The following is a 15,876-nucleotide window of genomic DNA, read 5'->3' as shown; positions in this document are numbered from 1 at the left end:
GCGTTCGCGATGAGCCGACGACGGGAGCGCCCCCGCGCTGCGACGATGTCGCAGCGCGGGGGCGCCTCATCTCAGGTCAGCGCCGTTCAGTCGCTGAACATCGCGCGGCGTCGCCGCACGACCAGGAGCGCGCCGCCGCCGACGAGCAGCAGCATGCCGGTCGCCGCGATGCCCCACGCGAGGTCACCACCGGTGGTCGCCAGCGGAGTCCCCGGCGTGTCCACCGTGACCGTCGACGGGTCCGACGCGAACGGCTCGCCGCCGGGAGTCAGGCCACCCGCCGTCGCCGTGTTGCTGATCGATCCCGCGTCCAGATCGGCCTGAGTCACGGTGTAGGTGGCCGTGCAGGTCACCTGTGCACCGGGCGCGAGCGATTCCGCTCCTGCCGGGCACGCGATCGCGGACAGTGCACCCGTTCCCGTGAACTCCTCCTCGTCGACAGTGATGTCGCTGAGGGTGAGGTTGCCTGTGTTCGTCACGAGGAACGAGTACGTGATCGACTGCCCGACGGTGTTCGCGCGCTCGACGCTCGCCGTCTTCACGACGTCCAGGCCGGGGGCGGGAACGCTCGGAACCGTGACCTCGGACTCCGGCGAGACCGGCGCTTCGCCGGTCGGCGGAGTTCCGGTCGCGGTGGCCGTGTTCGTCACCGTCCCGGCGTCGACGTCAGCCTGGACGACGGTGTACGTGGCCGTGCAGGTGATCTGGCCTGCGGGAGCGAGGCGCGACGCGTCGTCCGGGCAGACGATCTCGGACAGGTCGCCGGCGCCGGAGAACTCGCCCTCCGTCACCACGACATCCGCCAGGGTCACGTTGCCGGTGTTCGTGACCAGGAAGGAGTACGTGATCTCCTGCCCGACCGCGATGTCCGCGTGCGCGGCCTCGTCGGCCGACTTGACGACCGTGATCGCCGGGTTCGCCGGAATGTCCACGGTCACGTCGTCCGACGGGGAGACCGGAGGCGGCGTCACCGGGTTCGGCGGGGTGCCCGTCGCGGTCGCCGCGTTCGTGATCGAACCGGCATCCACATCCTCCTGCGTCACGTCATACGTCGCCGTGCACGTCACCGACGCACCCGGAGCCAGAGAAGACGCACCCGCCGGACACACGACATCCGACAGCTCGCCCGTACCGGAGAACTCACCCTCCGACACCACGACATCCGTCAGCGTCACGTTCCCCGTGTTCGTCACCAGGAACGAATACTCGATCGTCTCGCCCGCAGCCGTGATCGTCTCGACATCCGCTTCCTTGTCGATCGTCAGCGCCGGCGCAGCCGGGACATCCACGGTGACCTCGTCCGACGGGGAGACCGGAGGCGGCGTCACCGGGTTCGGCGGGGTGCCCGTCGCGGTCGCCGCGTTCGTGATCGAACCGGCATCCACATCCTCCTGCGTCAGGTCATACGTCGCCGTGCACGTCACCGACGCACCCGGAGCCAGAGAAGACGCACCCGCCGGACACACGACATCCGACAGCTCGCCCGTACCGGAGAACTCACCCTCCGACACCACGACATCCGTCAGCGTCACGTTCCCCGTGTTCGTCACCAGGAACGAATACTCGATCGTCTCGCCCGCAGCCGTGATCGTCTCGACATCCGCTTCCTTGTCGATCGTCAGCGCCGGAGCGGGCTCCTCGGAGGGAATCGTCACTTCGGACTCGGGAGAGACCGGTGGTTCGCCGTTCGGCGGCGTGCCCGTGGCGGTCGCCGCGTTCGTGATCGACCCCGCGTCGACATCCTCCTGCGTCACCTCATACGTCGCCGTGCACGTAACCGACGCACCCGGAGCCAGGGAAGACGCACCCACCGGACACACGACATCCGACAGTTCGCCCGTACCGGAGAACTCACCCTCCGACACCACGACATCCGTCAGCGTCACATTTCCCGTGTTCGTCACGACGAACGAATATGTGACGTTCTGCCCGAGGACGAACTCCTCCTCGGACGTCGGCGTCGCCGACTTGACGACGCGGATCGCCGGCTCCTGCTCGACGAACTCGACGGTGGTGTCCGCCGGGTCGTTCAGGCCCGTGCTCGTGATGTTGTCCGGGCCGTTCGTGAACGTGCCGGCGACGGGCGACGTGACGTTCACGGTGACGGTGCAGGATTCCATGCCTGCCGTCAGGTCGCCGGAGGCCGTGATCGTCGTGCCGCCGACAGGGGCATCCACGACGCCGGCAGGGCACGTGGTGGCGGCTGAGCCGTCAGCGATGGTCAGGCCGGTCGGGAGCTCATCCACGAAGGACCACCCGTTCTTCGCGGCCAGATCATCGGTGTTCGTGACGGTCAGGGTGAGAGTGGAGACCTCCTCCGCGACGAGGGAGGCCGGGCTGAAGGACTTGTCCAGCTGCGGCGTGACGTCGAGGATGCGGATGTTGTCGAAGGCCGCGTCGTTACCGGTGCCCGAGCCGTTCGCGTTCGTCATGCGGATTCCGAGGCTGGAGCCGTCGAACAGCACCGAACCGTTCGACGTATAGGTCCCGACGCTCACAGCACGCGTCGGGAGCGCCCCGACCGCCGGCGCGGTGACGGTGGTGCCCGACGAGCAGGCGTTCAGCACGCCTCCCACGTTCGTCGCCGCCCCCTCGTCGTCCAGGAAGGAGAACTGGTACTGCGGCGCGGACACCTGGCAGTTCACCGCAGCGGTGTCGACGCTGAAGGTCAGGAACCGGCCGGAGGCCGACGCGAGCGCGATGTTGTCGACCGTCTGGAACTCGATCGCGCCGGCGCCGGGGTTGCCTTCGGTGTACGCCGCGACGACGTCGTTGGTGTTGGGATCGCCGGCGCCGCCGTGCACGCCCAGGGCGTAGGCCAGCTGCCGCAGGTTCGAGGAGTTACCTGCAGAAGCGCAGTTCCCCAGGTCGGTGAAGGGGATGGCGAAGTTGACGATGGTGCCGTTGCAGGCTGTCAGCCACACCGCATCAGCGGTGTAGGTCTGCCCGTTCGCCCCGGTGTAGGCGCTCAGAAGCTGCGGGGTCGTGCCGGGGCCGTTCTCGAAGTCCTCCTCGAAGACCACAGTGTTCGCCTGAGGAACCCCCGGAGTCCCCGGTTCTGCCTGGGCGGCGGTCGTAACGCTCAACAGCGAAGCGCCTGCCAGGGCGGCGACGCCGAGAGCGGCGATGATGGAGCGGCCTGGCGATCGTCGCCGGGACCACGAGCGCAGGCGCGCTCGACGATTACTGGACATGGTTCCCCCTCCGGAACACGTGACAGTGGAATGATGCGCGTCCAGGGTTCGCATGGGGCACACCCGAGGCAACGCTCAGCCAGTTAACAGGAAAACCGACATATTGGCGACACCCACATGCGCACTCTTCCGACGGATCGTGGAAATAACCTCGCCCCGCCAGCGGGTCACGATCGTGGGACGGATGCCCCGGCATCCGCCCTCGCATCGGTGAGCTCCTGAGCCGACACCAGCCCGGGCAGGCCGCGCCCGGACCGGGTGATGAGGACCATGAACACGCTGACGAACGCGAGGATCGGGGTGAGCAGACCCCAGACCAGTCCCAGCACGGCGATCCCCGCGATGCCGGCCAGCCAGCGCAGCAGCCGCGCCAACGGATGCGGAACGGGCCCGCCTCGGTACTGCAGCTGCACGGCCGAGTCGCCCGGTGAGCGCCCCGTGGCGAGGATCACGACGAGCCAGATCGCCGCGGCGACGAGCGTGCCCGCCCCCGAGGCCCCGGCGCCCTCGACGACGGGGACCGCGACCCGGCGCATCGCCGACAGCTCCCATCCGCCGGCGAGGATCACGCGCGCCGCCGTCACCATGACGTCCACGCTCGCCGAGACCAGGAGAAACGCGATGCCGTCGCACGCCATCGCCAGCAGCCGGCGCGCCCGGGTGACGGGGCGGGGCCGTCCGGCATCCGGAGCGACCGCGAGGCCGCGCAGGCGGCGCGGGACCATGAGCGCCAGGACCGACCCGATCGCAGCGCCGGCGGTGTTCGTCATCAGGTCCCCGTCGTCGAACACCCGGTACGCGCACGAGTAGATGCCCCACACGCCGGTGAGCTGGGTGGTCTCGATCACGAGCGAGACGCCGAAGCCGGCCAGCAGCGCCACGACGATCCCGCGGCCGCCGAGCACGCGGAGGAAGAAGCCGAGCGGGATGAACAGGACGACGTTGAGCGCGATCTGCAGGAAGGTCGGGTCGGCGAGCAGGGCCGTGCCCTGACCGAGCAGCGGCCGGAGGTCGCGGACCTCGCGCAGAAGCGCGAGCGGGTCCAGCTCGCGCCCCGCGCACACCTCGATCCGGCGCCCGGAGGGCAGCGGCAGGAGCGTGTACGTCCAGATCGCCCAGAAGTACACCAGCGCGGAGGCCCACACGAGCAGTCGCCCGGGGCTGAGATGACCCCGACGGCGGTAACTGAGGGAGACGAACGGCACGAACAGCACGAAGCCGACGACGACGCCGAGGAGGATCGCGACGATCGCGGAGGCGGTGGTCCCTGGCACCTCGCGATCCTATCCAGACGCCTCGGACGCGCGCTGACCGTCAGCATCGCGCATGGGTCCGGCGCCCCGGCGTAGGGAAAGCGTGAGGATCGACGTGCGGCGCAGTGGGAGCGGGTTGCATCGAGACGTGCTCGACATCATCCACATCGCGCTGACTCTCGCGCTCTTCGCCCTCGTCGCCCTCATCGCGAAGGGGGTGGAGCGCGCATGATCGTCTTCGAGATCGCCGCTCTCGCCCTCGCGGTCGCGGCCGTCGTCTACCTGGTCGTCGCCCTCGTCGCACCGGAGCGGTTCTGATGACCGCGACGATCTGGTTCGGCGTGCTCCAGGCCGCCACGCTCATCGCGGTCCTCGTGCTGCTGTACCGCCCGCTCGGCGACTACATCGCGCGGGCGTACTCGTCGCCGCGGGACCTGCGCGTCGAACGCGGGGCGTATCGGCTCATCGGCGTCGACCCCGGGTCGGAGCAGACCTCGCGCGCCTACGGCCGCAGCGTGCTGATCTTCTCGGCCGCGGGCCTGCTCCTCGTCTACGCCCTGCAGCGGTTCCAGGCCCTCCTCCCGCAGTCGCTCGGTCTCCCGGCCGTCCCGGAGGGGCTGGCGTTCAACACCGCGGCGTCGTTCGTCGCCAACACCAACTGGCAGTCGTACTCCCCGGAGCAGACCATGGGCTACACGGTGCAGCTCGCCGGCCTCACCGTGCAGAACTTCGTTTCCGCGGCCGTCGGGCTCGCCGTCGCGGTCGCGCTGATCCGCTGTTTCGCCCGCCGAGGCTCGGCCACGATCGGCAACTTCTGGGTCGACCTGATCCGCGGGCTCGGACGCATCCTGCTGCCGATGGCCGCGCTCAGCGCGCTCGCCCTCATCGCCGGCGGCGTCGTGCAGAACTTCGCCGGCCTCACCGAGATCACGACGGTCACCGGCTCCGGGCAGGTCCTCCCGGGCGGTCCGGTGGCCTCGCAGGAGGCGATCAAGCTCCTCGGCACCAACGGCGGCGGCTTCTTCAACGCCAATTCCGCGCATCCCTTCGAGAATCCCGCAGGCTGGACGAACCTCCTCGAGATCGTCCTCATCCTGTGCATCCCGTTCTCCCTGCCACAGGCGTTCGGGCGCATGGTGGGCGATCACCGGCAGGGCTACGCGATCGCCGCCGTCATGGGCGCCATCTTCCTCGTGTCGACGTTCACGCTCTCCGCCCTCGAACTCGCCGGACGGGGCAGCGCTCCCGAGCTCGCCGGAGCCGCCATGGAGGGCAAGGAGCAGCGTTTCGGAATCCTCGGCTCGACGCTGTTCGGCAGCGCCTCGACGCTGACCTCCACGGGCGCCGTGAACTCGATGCACGACTCCTACACGGCGCTGGGCGGCATGATGCCGATGCTGAACATGATGCTCGGCGAGGTCGCCCCCGGCGGCGTCGGGTCGGGGCTCTACGGGATGCTCGTGCTCGCGATCATCGCCGTCTTCATCGGCGGCCTGCTCGTGGGACGCACGCCCGAGTACCTCGGCAAGCGCATCGGCCCGCGCGAGATCACGCTCGCCAGCCTGTACATCCTCGTCACCCCCGCCCTCGTGCTGCTCGGCACCGCGGCGAGCTTCGCCATCCCCGGCATCCGCGACGACGTCACCGGCACCAGCATCCTGAATCCCGGCGTGCACGGCATGAGCGAGGTGCTCTACGCCTTCACCTCGGCGGCGAACAACAACGGATCGGCGTTCGCCGGGCTGACGGCGAACACCCCGTGGTTCAACACGGCGCTCGGCATCGCGATGCTGCTCGGGCGCTTCATCCCGATCGTCCTGGTGCTGGCGCTGGCGGGATCCCTCGCCGCCCAGGAGCGCGTCCCGGCGACCACGGGGACGCTGCCCACGCATCGCCCGCAGTTCGTCGGCCTCCTGTCGATCGTCGCCGTCGTCATCACCGCACTGACCTATTTCCCGGTCCTCACCCTGGGACCCCTCGCCGAAGGACTCGTCTGACATGGCACTCATGACCGAAGAACCCGAGATGCAGGATGCCGCGGCATCCGTCCCCTCCTCCCCTCGTCGCTCGTTCGGCTGGGGCCCGCTCGTCCACGCCCTCCCCGGTGCGCTGCGCAGGCTCAACCCGGCCGCGCTGGTCCGCAACCCCGTCATGCTGCTCGTGTGGGTCGGGGCCGCGTTCACGACGGTGCTCGCGATCGCCGAGCCGTTCCTCGGCGGACCGGGCGAGTCCGGAGGCACGCCGGTACCCGCCGGCTTCACGTGGGGCATCGCCGCATGGCTGTGGCTGACGGTGGTGTTCGCGAACCTGGCCGAGTCGGTCGCCGAGGGGCGGGGCAAGGCCCAGGCGGCCACCCTGCGCCGGACCCGCACGTCGACGCTCGCCCGGCGCGTCACCGCGTACGATCCGCAGACGGATGCCGCGGCGGAACGCGTCACGACCGTCGAGGTCTCCTCCGCCGACCTGCTCCGCGACGACGTCGTCATCGTCGAGGCCGGGGAGCTGATCCCCGGGGACGGCGACATCCTGGCAGGGATCGCGACGGTCGACGAGTCGGCGATCACGGGCGAGAGCGCTCCGGTGATCCGCGAGTCCGGCGGCGACCGCAGCGCGGTCACCGGCGGCACGCGCGTGCTGTCCGACCGGATCGTCGTGCGCATCACCTCGAAGCCGGGCGAGACGTTCGTCGATCGGATGATCGCGCTCGTCGAGGGCGCGAACCGTCAGCGCACCCCCAACGAGATCGCCCTGAACATCCTGCTCGCGAGCCTGTCGATCGTGTTCGTGCTCGTGGTGATGACGCTGAATCCGATCGCGTCCTACGCGGCCTCGCCGGTCAGCATCCCCGTGCTCATCGCGCTGCTCGTCTGCCTCATCCCCACCACGATCGGCGCCCTGCTCTCCGCCATCGGGATCGCGGGAATGGACCGGCTGGTGCAGCGCAACGTGCTCGCCATGTCCGGACGCGCGGTCGAGGCGGCCGGCGACGTCACGACCCTGCTGCTCGACAAGACCGGGACCATCACCTACGGCAACCGTCGTGCCGACGACGTCCTGCCTCTCGCCGGTGTCGGGGCCGAGGAGCTGCTGCGCACGGCCGCGCTGTCCTCGCTCGCCGACCCGACCCCGGAGGGAGCGTCGATCGTCGAGCTGGCCGGCGCACGCGGCATCCACGTCACCACCCCAGACGGAGCCGTCGTCGTCCCGTTCACGGCGCAGACCAGGATGAGCGGGCTGGATCTCGCCGACGGCACCGAGATCCGCAAGGGCGCCGGCTCCGCCGTGACGGCGTGGCTGGGGCGCGAAGCGGCGGATGCCGAGCTCACGGGCCTCGTCGACGGCGTCGCGCTGAGCGGCGGAACCCCGCTGGTGGTCGCCGTCCGCACCGCCACCGGGGACGGACGGATTCTGGGCGTCGTGCACCTGAAGGACATCGTCAAGGACGGTCTGCGCGAGCGCTTCGACGAACTGCGCTCGATGGGCATCCGAACGGTGATGATCACGGGGGACAACCCGCTGACCGCCGCCGCGATCGCGAAGGAGGCCGGCGTCGACGACTATCTCGCCGAGGCGACCCCGGAGGACAAGCTCGCACTCATCCGCAAGGAGCAGTCGGGCGGCCGTCTCGTCGCCATGACCGGCGACGGCACGAACGACGCTCCCGCGCTCGCTCAGGCCGACGTCGGCGTCGCGATGAACACCGGGACCTCGGCCGCCAAGGAGGCCGGCAACATGGTCGACCTCGACTCGGACCCGACCAAGCTCATCGACATCGTCCGCATCGGCAAGCAGCTGCTGATCACGCGCGGGGCCCTGACGACCTTCTCGCTCGCGAACGACATCGCGAAGTACTTCGCGATCATCCCTGCGATGTTCATGGGCGTGTTCCCTGGGCTCGCGGCGCTGAACATCATGCAGCTGCACTCCCCGGCGTCCGCCGTCACCAGCGCCATCGTGTTCAACGCGGTCGTGATCGTCTTCCTCATCCCGCTCGCCCTGCGCGGTGTGCGGTACCGGCCGGCGAGCGCGGCGCGGATCCTGCAGCGCAACCTGCTCGTCTACGGCGTCGGCGGAGCGATCGCCCCGTTCCTCGGCATCAAGCTCATCGACCTCGTCGTCAGCCTCATCCCCGGCTTCTGAACCTCCCCGAAAGGCATCCCATGTCGCAGTTCCGCACCACCGCCCGCACGGCCGGCGTCGCCGTCCGCGCGATGCTCGTGCTCACCCTCGTGCTCGGCGTCGGCTACACGCTCGTCATCACCGGCCTCGGGCAGGTGCTGATGCCGTGGCAGGCGAACGGGTCTCCCGTCGCGGACGATCAGGGCACCGTCGTCGGCAGCGCCCTGATCGGCCAGGCGTACACGGACGCGGACGGCGAGGCGCTGCCGGAGTACTTCCAGCCCCGCCCCTCCGCCGCCGGCGACGGGTACGACGCCCGCGCGTCGAGCGGCAGCAACCTGGGACCCGAGAACCCGGACCTCGTCGCCGCGATCGACGAGCGCCGCAACGAGATCGCGGCGCGCGAGGGCGTGGATCCGGATGCCGTGCCCGCCGACGCCGTCACGGCCTCGGGGTCCGGTCTCGACCCGCACATCAGCGTCGCGTACGCGCTGCTGCAGGTGCCGCGGATCGCCGAGGAGCGCGATGCGTCCGAGGAGGAGATCCGCGCCCTCGTGGAGTCTAGGATTCAAGGGCGGGACCTGGGGTTCCTCGGCGAGGAGCGCATCAACGTCGTGGAACTGAATCTCGCACTCGACCAGCGGGAGGGCTGATGACGCCAGAGCGCGCGGTGCGTCGCGGCCGCCTCCGGGTCCTGCTCGGGGCGGCCCCCGGCGTCGGCAAGACCTACGAGATGCTCGCCGAGGGGAATCGTCTGCGCCAGGACGGCGCGGACGTGGTCGTCGCCGTCGTGGAGACGCACGGGCGCGCCGCCACCGAAGCGCAGGTCGCTGATCTCGAGTGCGTGCCGCGCCGCGTCGAGCGGCACCGCGGCGTCGAGCTCACCGAGATGGACGTCGACGCCGTCCTCGCCCGCGCGCCCGAACTCGCCCTCGTCGACGAGTTCGCCCACACCAATGCGCCCGGCTCGCGCAACACCAAGCGCTGGCAGGACGTCGATGAGCTGCTGGATGCCGGGATCGATGTCATCACGACCGTGAACGTCCAGCACATCGAGTCGCTGAACGCCGTCGTCGAGAAGATCACCGGAATCGCCCAGCAGGAGACGATCCCGGATGCCGTGGTGCGCGGCGCCGACGAGATCGAGGTGGTGGACCTCGCCCCGCAGACGCTGCGCGATCGCCTGTCGGCCGGACTCGTCTACCCCGCCGAGCGCATCGACGCGGCGCTGTCCAACTACTTCCGGCTCGGCAACCTGACGGCGCTGCGCGAGCTCGCCCTGCTGTGGCTGGCGGACGAGGTCGACAGCGCACTGCGCAGCTACCGCGCCGAGAAGGGCATCCAGGGCAGCTGGCAGGCGCGCGAGCGCGTTGTCGTTGCCCTCACCGGCGGGCCGGAGGGCGAGACGCTGCTGCGCCGCGGAGCGCGGATCGCGGCACGATCGGCCGGCGGCGAGCTGCTCGCGGCGCACGTCTCGGCGCAGGACGGATTGCGCCGAGAGGCTCCGGGGGCCCTGGCGGCGCAGCGGTCGCTCGTGGAGTCGCTCGGCGGCAGCTATCACCAGATCGTGTCCGACGACATCCCGGAAGCCCTGGTCGACTTCGCGCACAGCGTCGACGCCACCCAGCTCGTCATCGGCGTGAGCCGGCGCGGACGCCTGCTCACCGCGCTGACCGGTCCCGGGGTGGGCACGGAGGTGATCCGCCGCTCCGGCGACATCGACGTGCACATCGTCACGCACGCAGCCGCAGGAGGGCGTCCTGCGCTCCCGCGCATCACCGGCGGAGCGCTGGGGTGGCGGCGCCAGGTGCTGGGATTCGCGGTCGCGCTCATCGCGGGGCCGCTGCTGTCGTGGCTGCTGTTCTCGCTGCGCAGTCCCGAGTCGATCACGTCCGAGGTGCTGTCGTACCAATTGCTGGTCGTCGTGGTCGCCCTGATCGGCGGACTGCGCCCCGCCGTCTTCTCGGCGGTGCTGTCCGGCGTCACGCTGGACTTCCTCTTCGTAGCCCCGCTGTACACCGTGACCGTGGCGCACCCGCTGCACGCGATCGCCCTGGGACTGTACGTGATCATCGCGGTGCTCGTGAGCCTCATCGTCGACCGGGCAGCCCGCGAGGCGCGCACCGCGCGTCGCGCGACAGCCGAGGCCGAACTGCTGGCCACGGTGGCCGGCAACGTGCTGCGCGGCGACAGCGCGGCCCTCGCCTTGGTCAGCCGTGCGCGCGAGGCGTTCGGCCTCAGCGGAGTGCGCCTGCTCGCCGCGGACGGAACTGTCATCGCGCGGGACGGCGAGCCGCTGCGCGACGGCCGCTCCACGACGATCCCGGTGGGATCCGCGGCGGACGGCGGCCCGCGCGCCGTCCTGGAGCTGCACGGGGACCCGCTCGACGGCGCCGCGCGCCGGCTGCTCGACGTCATCGTCGCGCAGCTGTCGGCCGCGATCGAGCACACCGACCTCAGCGCGACAGCGCGCGAGGCCGAGGCGCTGGCCGAGACCGATCAGGTGCGCAGCGCCCTGCTCTCGGCGCTCAGTCACGATCTGAGGCGCCCTCTCGCGGCCGCCGTCGCCGCGGTCGGAGGGTTGCGTGCCGCCGGATCCCTGTCGGCGGACGATCGGGCCGAGCTCCTCGCGACGGCCGATGAGAGCCTGACCACGCTGTCGACGCTGGTCACGGATCTGCTCGACGTCACCCGCGTCCAGGCCGGGGTGCTGGCCGTCTCCGCGACGCAGGTGGATGCGGCCGGCGGCGTCCTGGCCGCGCTCGACGAGCTCTCCCTCGGTCCCGAGGACGTCGAGCTCGCCCTGGACGCGGAGCTGCCGCCGTTGCGGGCCGATCCGGTGCTGCTGCAGCGCGTGCTCGTGAACCTGCTGGCCAACGCGCTGCGTCACTCTCCGCCGGGCTCCCGGGTCCTCGTCTCGACGAGCAGGCTCGGCGATCGCGCGGAGATCCGGATCGTCGACCGCGGCCCTGGAGTGCCCGCCGACCGTCAGGACGGCATGTTCCAGCCGTTCCAGCGCCTCGGCGACGTCGACAACACCACCGGACTCGGGCTCGGACTCGCCCTGTCGCGCGGCTTCACCGAGGGGATGGCGGGTACGCTCACGCCGGAGGACACCCCCGGCGGCGGCCTGACGATGGTGGTGTCCCTGCCCCTGGCCGTCCCGGCCGACGCGGAGGAGGACGCGGAGTGAAGCTGCTCATCGCCGACGACGATCCGCAGCTCGTGCGCGCGCTGCGGATCACCCTGGCCGCGCACGGGTACGACGTCGTCGCCGCTCCCGACGGTGCGGCCGCGATCACCGCCGCGGCGCAGACGCATCCGGACATCATCCTGCTGGACCTCGGGATGCCACGGCTGGACGGCATCGAGGTGATCCACGCGCTGCGCGGTTGGACGAACGCGCCGATCATCGTGGTGTCCGGGCGGACCGGATCGGCGGACAAGGTCGAGGCGCTGGATGCCGGGGCCGACGACTACGTCACCAAGCCGTTCCAGATCGATGAGCTGCTCGCGCGGCTGCGCGCGCTGTCGCGTCGATCGGTCCCGACGGGCGGAGAGGCCACGGTCTCGTTCGGCGACGTCGTGGTGGACCTTTCGGCCAAGGCGGTGACCCGCGACGGCGAGCGCGTGCACCTCACCCCGACCGAGTGGCGGATGCTGGAGCATCTGTCCCGGCATCCGGGAGTGCTCGTGACCCGGCAGGAGCTGCTCAAGGAGATCTGGGGCAGCGAGCAGGTCTCGGACTCGGGATATCTGCGGCTGTACATGTCGCAGCTGCGCCGGAAGCTCGAGCGGGAGCCCGGTTCCCCCGCGCATCTGCTCACCGAGTCCGGCATGGGCTACCGCCTCGTGCTGTAACCCAACCCGCTCGTTGAGCGAGCCCCCTCCCTCGCTCGTTGAGCGAGCCCCCATCCTCGCTCGTTGGGCCCCCGCCCTCGTTCGTTGAGCGCACCCCTCCCCCGTTCGTTGAGCGAGCGGAGCGAGTCGAAACGCGGTCCCACCGCAGAACCTCAGCCCCTCACCCGTTTCGACTCGGGCGGCTCCGCCGTCCTCGCTCAACGAACGAAAGGAGTCCGCCCCACCCCCCGCTCGTTGAGCGCACCCCTCCCTCGCTCGTTGAGCGAGCGAAGCGAGTCGAAACGCGGTCTCACCGACGAGCCTCAGAGGGACGCGGCTGCGGCCTCCTCGCTCAACGAGCGAGCGGAGCGCAACGAGCGGGGAGCGTCAGGCGTCGCGCGAGCGCCAGAGCAGCCAGACGAAGTACGGCGCCCCCAGCAGCGCGACCACGAGACCCGCCGGCAGCTGCTCCGGGGCGATGACCGTGCGACCGATCGTGTCCGCCGCCCCCACGAGCAGGGCGCCCAGCAGCACGGAGACCGGGAGGACCCGCGCGTGCCTAGCGCCCACCAGGGCTCGAGCGGCGTGCGGAGCGACGAGACCGACGAACCCGATCACGCCGACCGCCGTCACGCTGAGCGCGGCGAGCACCGCGGCCGTCACGAGAAGTACGAGCCGCGTGCGCTCGAGTCCGATCCCGACCAGTCGCGGCGTGTCCTCGTCGAGGGCCAGAACGTCCTCCTCCCGCCGCAGCGCGAACGCCAGCGGGATCGCGATCAGCAGGACGACGGCGATCGGGATGATCTGCTCCCAGACGCGTCCGTACGTCGTGCCCGACAGCCACGTGTAGATCTTCGGCGTGTCCCACGGGTTGGCGCGCAGCAGCACGAACGTCGTGAGCGCGACCGTTCCGTACGAGACGCCGATGCCGATGAGAATGAAGCGGTCGGCGTTGAGCCCGCGACGCCACGCGAGCAGGTACACGAGAGCGAACGCCAGCAGCGCCCCCACGACCGCGGCGACGATCATCCCGGCCGTCGACGCGACAGCGCTGGTCACGACGATCACGGCTCCGAGGCCAGCGCCTCCCGTGACGCCGAGGATGCCGGGGTCGGCGAGCGGGTTCCGGCTGACGGCCTGGATGAGCGCGCCCGACAGCGCCAGCGCCGCCCCCGCGCACACCGCCGCCGCGATGCGCGGAGCACGCTCGGACAGCGCGAACGCGATCTGCGGCGGGGCCTCGCCCTGCAGCCAGAGCGCGACGTCCCCCGTCCGCAGCAGGCTGGTGCCGAGCAGGAGCCCGGCGACGACGATCCCCGCCACCCCCACGGACGACAGCACGAGGACGATCCAGTAGCGCCTGCTGCTGCGCACCCCGAAGCGCACCTTCGGGGGCTCCCGGGTGGGACCGGCATCCCGCAGTCGGCGAGCCATGAGGACGAGGATGACCGCCCCGAGAAGCGTCGTCGCGACACCGGTCGGGATGCTGATCGCCGCTTCCGCACCGAGGATCGCGCGCAGGACGGCATCCGCGAGGATCACGACCAGCGCGCCGATCAGCCCGGAGGCGGGGAGGAGGAAGACGTGGCGGGTGAGCCCCGGGATCACGCGCGTGAGCAGGCGCGCGAGCACCGGCGCGCACAATCCGACGAATCCGAGGGGCCCGGCAAGGGTCACCGAGACCGCGGTGAGCGCCACCGCGAAGAGGATGCCGACCGCGCGGGTCGACCGGATCGGCACGCCCAGCGACGAGGCGGTGTCATCGCCCAGGGCGAGCACGTCGAACCGCCGCCCCATGAGGATGGCGATCGCCAGCACGAGCGCCACGACCGGTGCCGCCTGCAGGAAGGCATCCAGGTTGAGCTGTGTGAGCGATCCGCTCCCCCAGGCCAGCAGGCCGTCGGTCTCCTCGGAGAACAGGATGAGAAGCGTCGAGGTCCCCGCCTGGAAGGCCATCGCGAGGGCCGAGCCGGCGAGGACGAGCCGGGTGGTCGAGGATGCCGCACCGCCGGCGAGTCCGAGGACGATCACGGCGCCGACGAGCCCGCCGGCGAACGCCACAGTCCCGGACGCCCACGTCGGCACCGCGATGCCGAACGCCGCGACGACGGTCACGGCGAGGTAGGAGCCGGCCGTGACGCCGAGCGTATCCGGCGAGGCGAGCGAGTTGCGCGAGAGGGACTGCAGCAGGGTCCCGGCGACGCCGAGCGCGATGCCCACGGTGACGCCCGCCGCGAGCCGCGGGATGCGCGAGCCCCACAGGACGGTCTCATCGGCGAAGACAGTGCCGCTGGTCCCCTGGGTCAGGTGCCACAGCGACACGAGGACGAGCAGGACGGCGAGCGCGATCAGCGCCGCGACGGGCCCGAGACGCGCGGCGCGCCGACCAGGGGCGGCGACCGCCTCCACCGGGGTGCCGCGCGTCTCGGCGAGGGTCACTGGCTCAGAGCCGCGACGTACGCGTCGATGATCTGCTGGGCCGAGCGCGGGCCGCCGAAGGTCCAGATGCCGGTCGGGAAGCTGTAGACGCGGTCCTCGGCGACGGCCGGGATCGACTCCCAGACGGGGTTGCTCTCCAGCGCGGCCATGAAGCCGTCTTCGGCCTCCTCCTCCGTGCCGGTGTGCAGGAGGTTCGCCTCTCCGACCGCGAGCATGCCCTCGATGTCGGTCTGGCCGAGGCCGTAGGCCGCGTCGACCTCGCCGGTCCACGCATTGGTGAGGCCCAGCTCCTCGCCGAGCTCGCCGATGAGCGAGCCCTGGCCGAACGGACGGATGGCCACGTTGCCGCCGTCGACCCATCCGTCGAAGAACACGAAGTCGGTCGTCGGGAGGTCGGCGTCGGCCAGCGCGCCCTTGGCGTCGGCGAGGTAGGCGTCGAATTCGTCCTTGACGACCTCCGCGCGCTCCTCGCGCCCGGTGGCCTGGGCGATGAGGTCGAACGTGGCGAGCATCTTCGCGATCGGGTCGGCGGCGTCGGCGCCGATGGTCGCGAGCACGGGAACGCCGTACGCCTCGAGCTGGCCGATGACCTCGTCATCAGCGCTGGACGCCTCGACGATCACCAAGTCGGGGTCGGTGGCGAACAGCGCCTCGAGGTTCGGCTCCTGGCGCGTGCCCACGTCGACGACGCCCTCGGGAAGCACCTCGGCGGTGTCCCACGTCGAGTAGCCCTCGGCGTCCGCGACGGCGACGGGGGTGACGCAGAGCGTGAGGGTGTCCTCGATCTGCTGCCATTCGAGCACGGCGACGCGCTCGGCCGGCTTGTCGAGCTCGACGGTGCGGCCGTAGTCGTCGGTCAGGGTGACCGGGTCGGTCGAGGTCGTCGTCTCGTCGGTCGAGCAGTCGGCGCTGGCGACGGTCTCGGGAGCCGCGGAGTCCTGGGGTGCGACCTCTGTGGTGCCGCAGCCGGACAGCGCGATCGCGAGGACGCCGAGCGCCGCGAGGGACGCGAGGGGAGCCTTCTTCATCAT

11 protein-coding genes are annotated in these 15,876 nt (G+C 70.9%); 7 read left to right on the top strand and 4 right to left on the bottom strand.

Annotated elements, in window-relative coordinates:
* Positions 1-86 precede the first annotated feature (86 nt).
* Together KYX17_RS20225 and KYX17_RS20220 are read right to left on the bottom strand one after the other, a co-directional pair.
* Entirely contained in the window at positions 87-3,194 is a 3,108-nt protein-coding gene (locus KYX17_RS20225) for a DUF11 domain-containing protein (RefSeq protein WP_243228965.1), read from the bottom strand.
* A 167-nt stretch (positions 3,195-3,361) separates the two neighbouring features.
* The gene (locus KYX17_RS20220) at positions 3,362-4,468 is read right to left on the bottom strand and encodes a VanZ family protein (protein ID WP_243228963.1); all 1,107 of its coding nucleotides are present in this window, start codon (positions 4,466-4,468) and stop codon (positions 3,362-3,364) included.
* Positions 4,469-4,550: 82 nt separating this feature from the next.
* On the opposite strand from KYX17_RS20220, the gene KYX17_RS32110 reads away from it, so the two are divergent.
* Genes KYX17_RS32110 through KYX17_RS20190 form a run of 7 tightly spaced genes read left to right on the top strand, consistent with a single transcriptional unit; the run spans position 4,551 to position 12,427 of the window.
* Positions 4,551-4,679 (top strand): hypothetical protein, encoded by a 129-nt coding sequence (locus tag KYX17_RS32110; RefSeq protein WP_283818189.1) that lies wholly within the window; start codon positions 4,551-4,553, stop codon positions 4,677-4,679.
* Positions 4,676-4,765 (top strand): potassium-transporting ATPase subunit F, encoded by a 90-nt coding sequence (locus tag KYX17_RS20215; RefSeq protein ID WP_243228961.1) that lies wholly within the window; start codon positions 4,676-4,678, stop codon positions 4,763-4,765. The genes KYX17_RS32110 and KYX17_RS20215 overlap by 4 nt, the downstream gene beginning before the upstream one ends.
* The gene (gene kdpA, locus KYX17_RS20210) at positions 4,765-6,444 is read left to right on the top strand and encodes a potassium-transporting ATPase subunit KdpA (RefSeq protein WP_243228959.1); all 1,680 of its coding nucleotides are present in this window, start codon (positions 4,765-4,767) and stop codon (positions 6,442-6,444) included. The genes KYX17_RS20215 and kdpA overlap by 1 nt, the downstream gene beginning before the upstream one ends.
* Before the next feature lies 1 nt (position 6,445).
* The gene (gene kdpB, locus KYX17_RS20205) at positions 6,446-8,587 is read left to right on the top strand and encodes a potassium-transporting ATPase subunit KdpB (RefSeq protein WP_243228957.1); all 2,142 of its coding nucleotides are present in this window, start codon (positions 6,446-6,448) and stop codon (positions 8,585-8,587) included.
* Positions 8,588-8,607: 20 nt separating this feature from the next.
* Positions 8,608-9,219 carry a potassium-transporting ATPase subunit KdpC gene (gene kdpC / locus KYX17_RS20200; RefSeq protein ID WP_243228955.1) on the top strand — a complete coding sequence of 204 codons (612 nt, stop codon included), beginning with the start codon at positions 8,608-8,610 and terminating at the stop codon, positions 9,217-9,219.
* A gap of 17 nt (positions 9,220-9,236) precedes the next feature.
* Complete coding sequence (locus tag KYX17_RS20195) at positions 9,237-11,759, top strand: ATP-binding protein (RefSeq protein ID WP_243229215.1); 2,523 nt, start codon at positions 9,237-9,239, stop codon at positions 11,757-11,759.
* Positions 11,756-12,427 carry a response regulator gene (locus KYX17_RS20190; RefSeq protein WP_243228953.1) on the top strand — a complete coding sequence of 224 codons (672 nt, stop codon included), beginning with the start codon at positions 11,756-11,758 and terminating at the stop codon, positions 12,425-12,427. Before KYX17_RS20195 ends, KYX17_RS20190 begins: the two co-directional genes overlap by 4 nt.
* 366 nt (positions 12,428-12,793) lie before the next feature.
* Here KYX17_RS20190 and KYX17_RS20185 read toward each other — a convergent pair whose 3' ends face one another.
* Both KYX17_RS20185 and KYX17_RS20180 read right to left on the bottom strand, forming a co-directional pair.
* Positions 12,794-14,845, bottom strand: coding sequence for an iron ABC transporter permease (locus KYX17_RS20185; protein WP_308220920.1), 2,052 nt, complete (start codon positions 14,843-14,845; stop codon positions 12,794-12,796).
* Entirely contained in the window at positions 14,842-15,876 is a 1,035-nt protein-coding gene (locus KYX17_RS20180; RefSeq protein ID WP_243228951.1) for an iron-siderophore ABC transporter substrate-binding protein, read from the bottom strand. The genes KYX17_RS20185 and KYX17_RS20180 overlap by 4 nt, the downstream gene beginning before the upstream one ends.

This window comes from Microbacterium sp. CIAB417 (assembly GCF_022788845.1).
This window is presented reverse-complemented; position numbering and strand designations above follow the sequence as displayed.

Coding starts and splice junctions, on each gene's coding strand:
- KYX17_RS20215 (WP_243228961.1), top strand. CDS start 4,676: ATGATCGTCTTCGAGATCGCCGCTCTCGCCCTCGCGGTCGCGGCCGTC.
- kdpC (WP_243228955.1), top strand. CDS start 8,608: ATGTCGCAGTTCCGCACCACCGCCCGCACGGCCGGCGTCGCCGTCCGC.
- KYX17_RS20180 (WP_243228951.1), bottom strand. CDS start 15,876: ATGATGAAGAAGGCTCCCCTCGCGTCCCTCGCGGCGCTCGGCGTCCTC.
- KYX17_RS20225 (WP_243228965.1), bottom strand. CDS start 3,194: ATGTCCAGTAATCGTCGAGCGCGCCTGCGCTCGTGGTCCCGGCGACGA.
- kdpB (WP_243228957.1), top strand. CDS start 6,446: ATGGCACTCATGACCGAAGAACCCGAGATGCAGGATGCCGCGGCATCC.
- kdpA (WP_243228959.1), top strand. CDS start 4,765: ATGACCGCGACGATCTGGTTCGGCGTGCTCCAGGCCGCCACGCTCATC.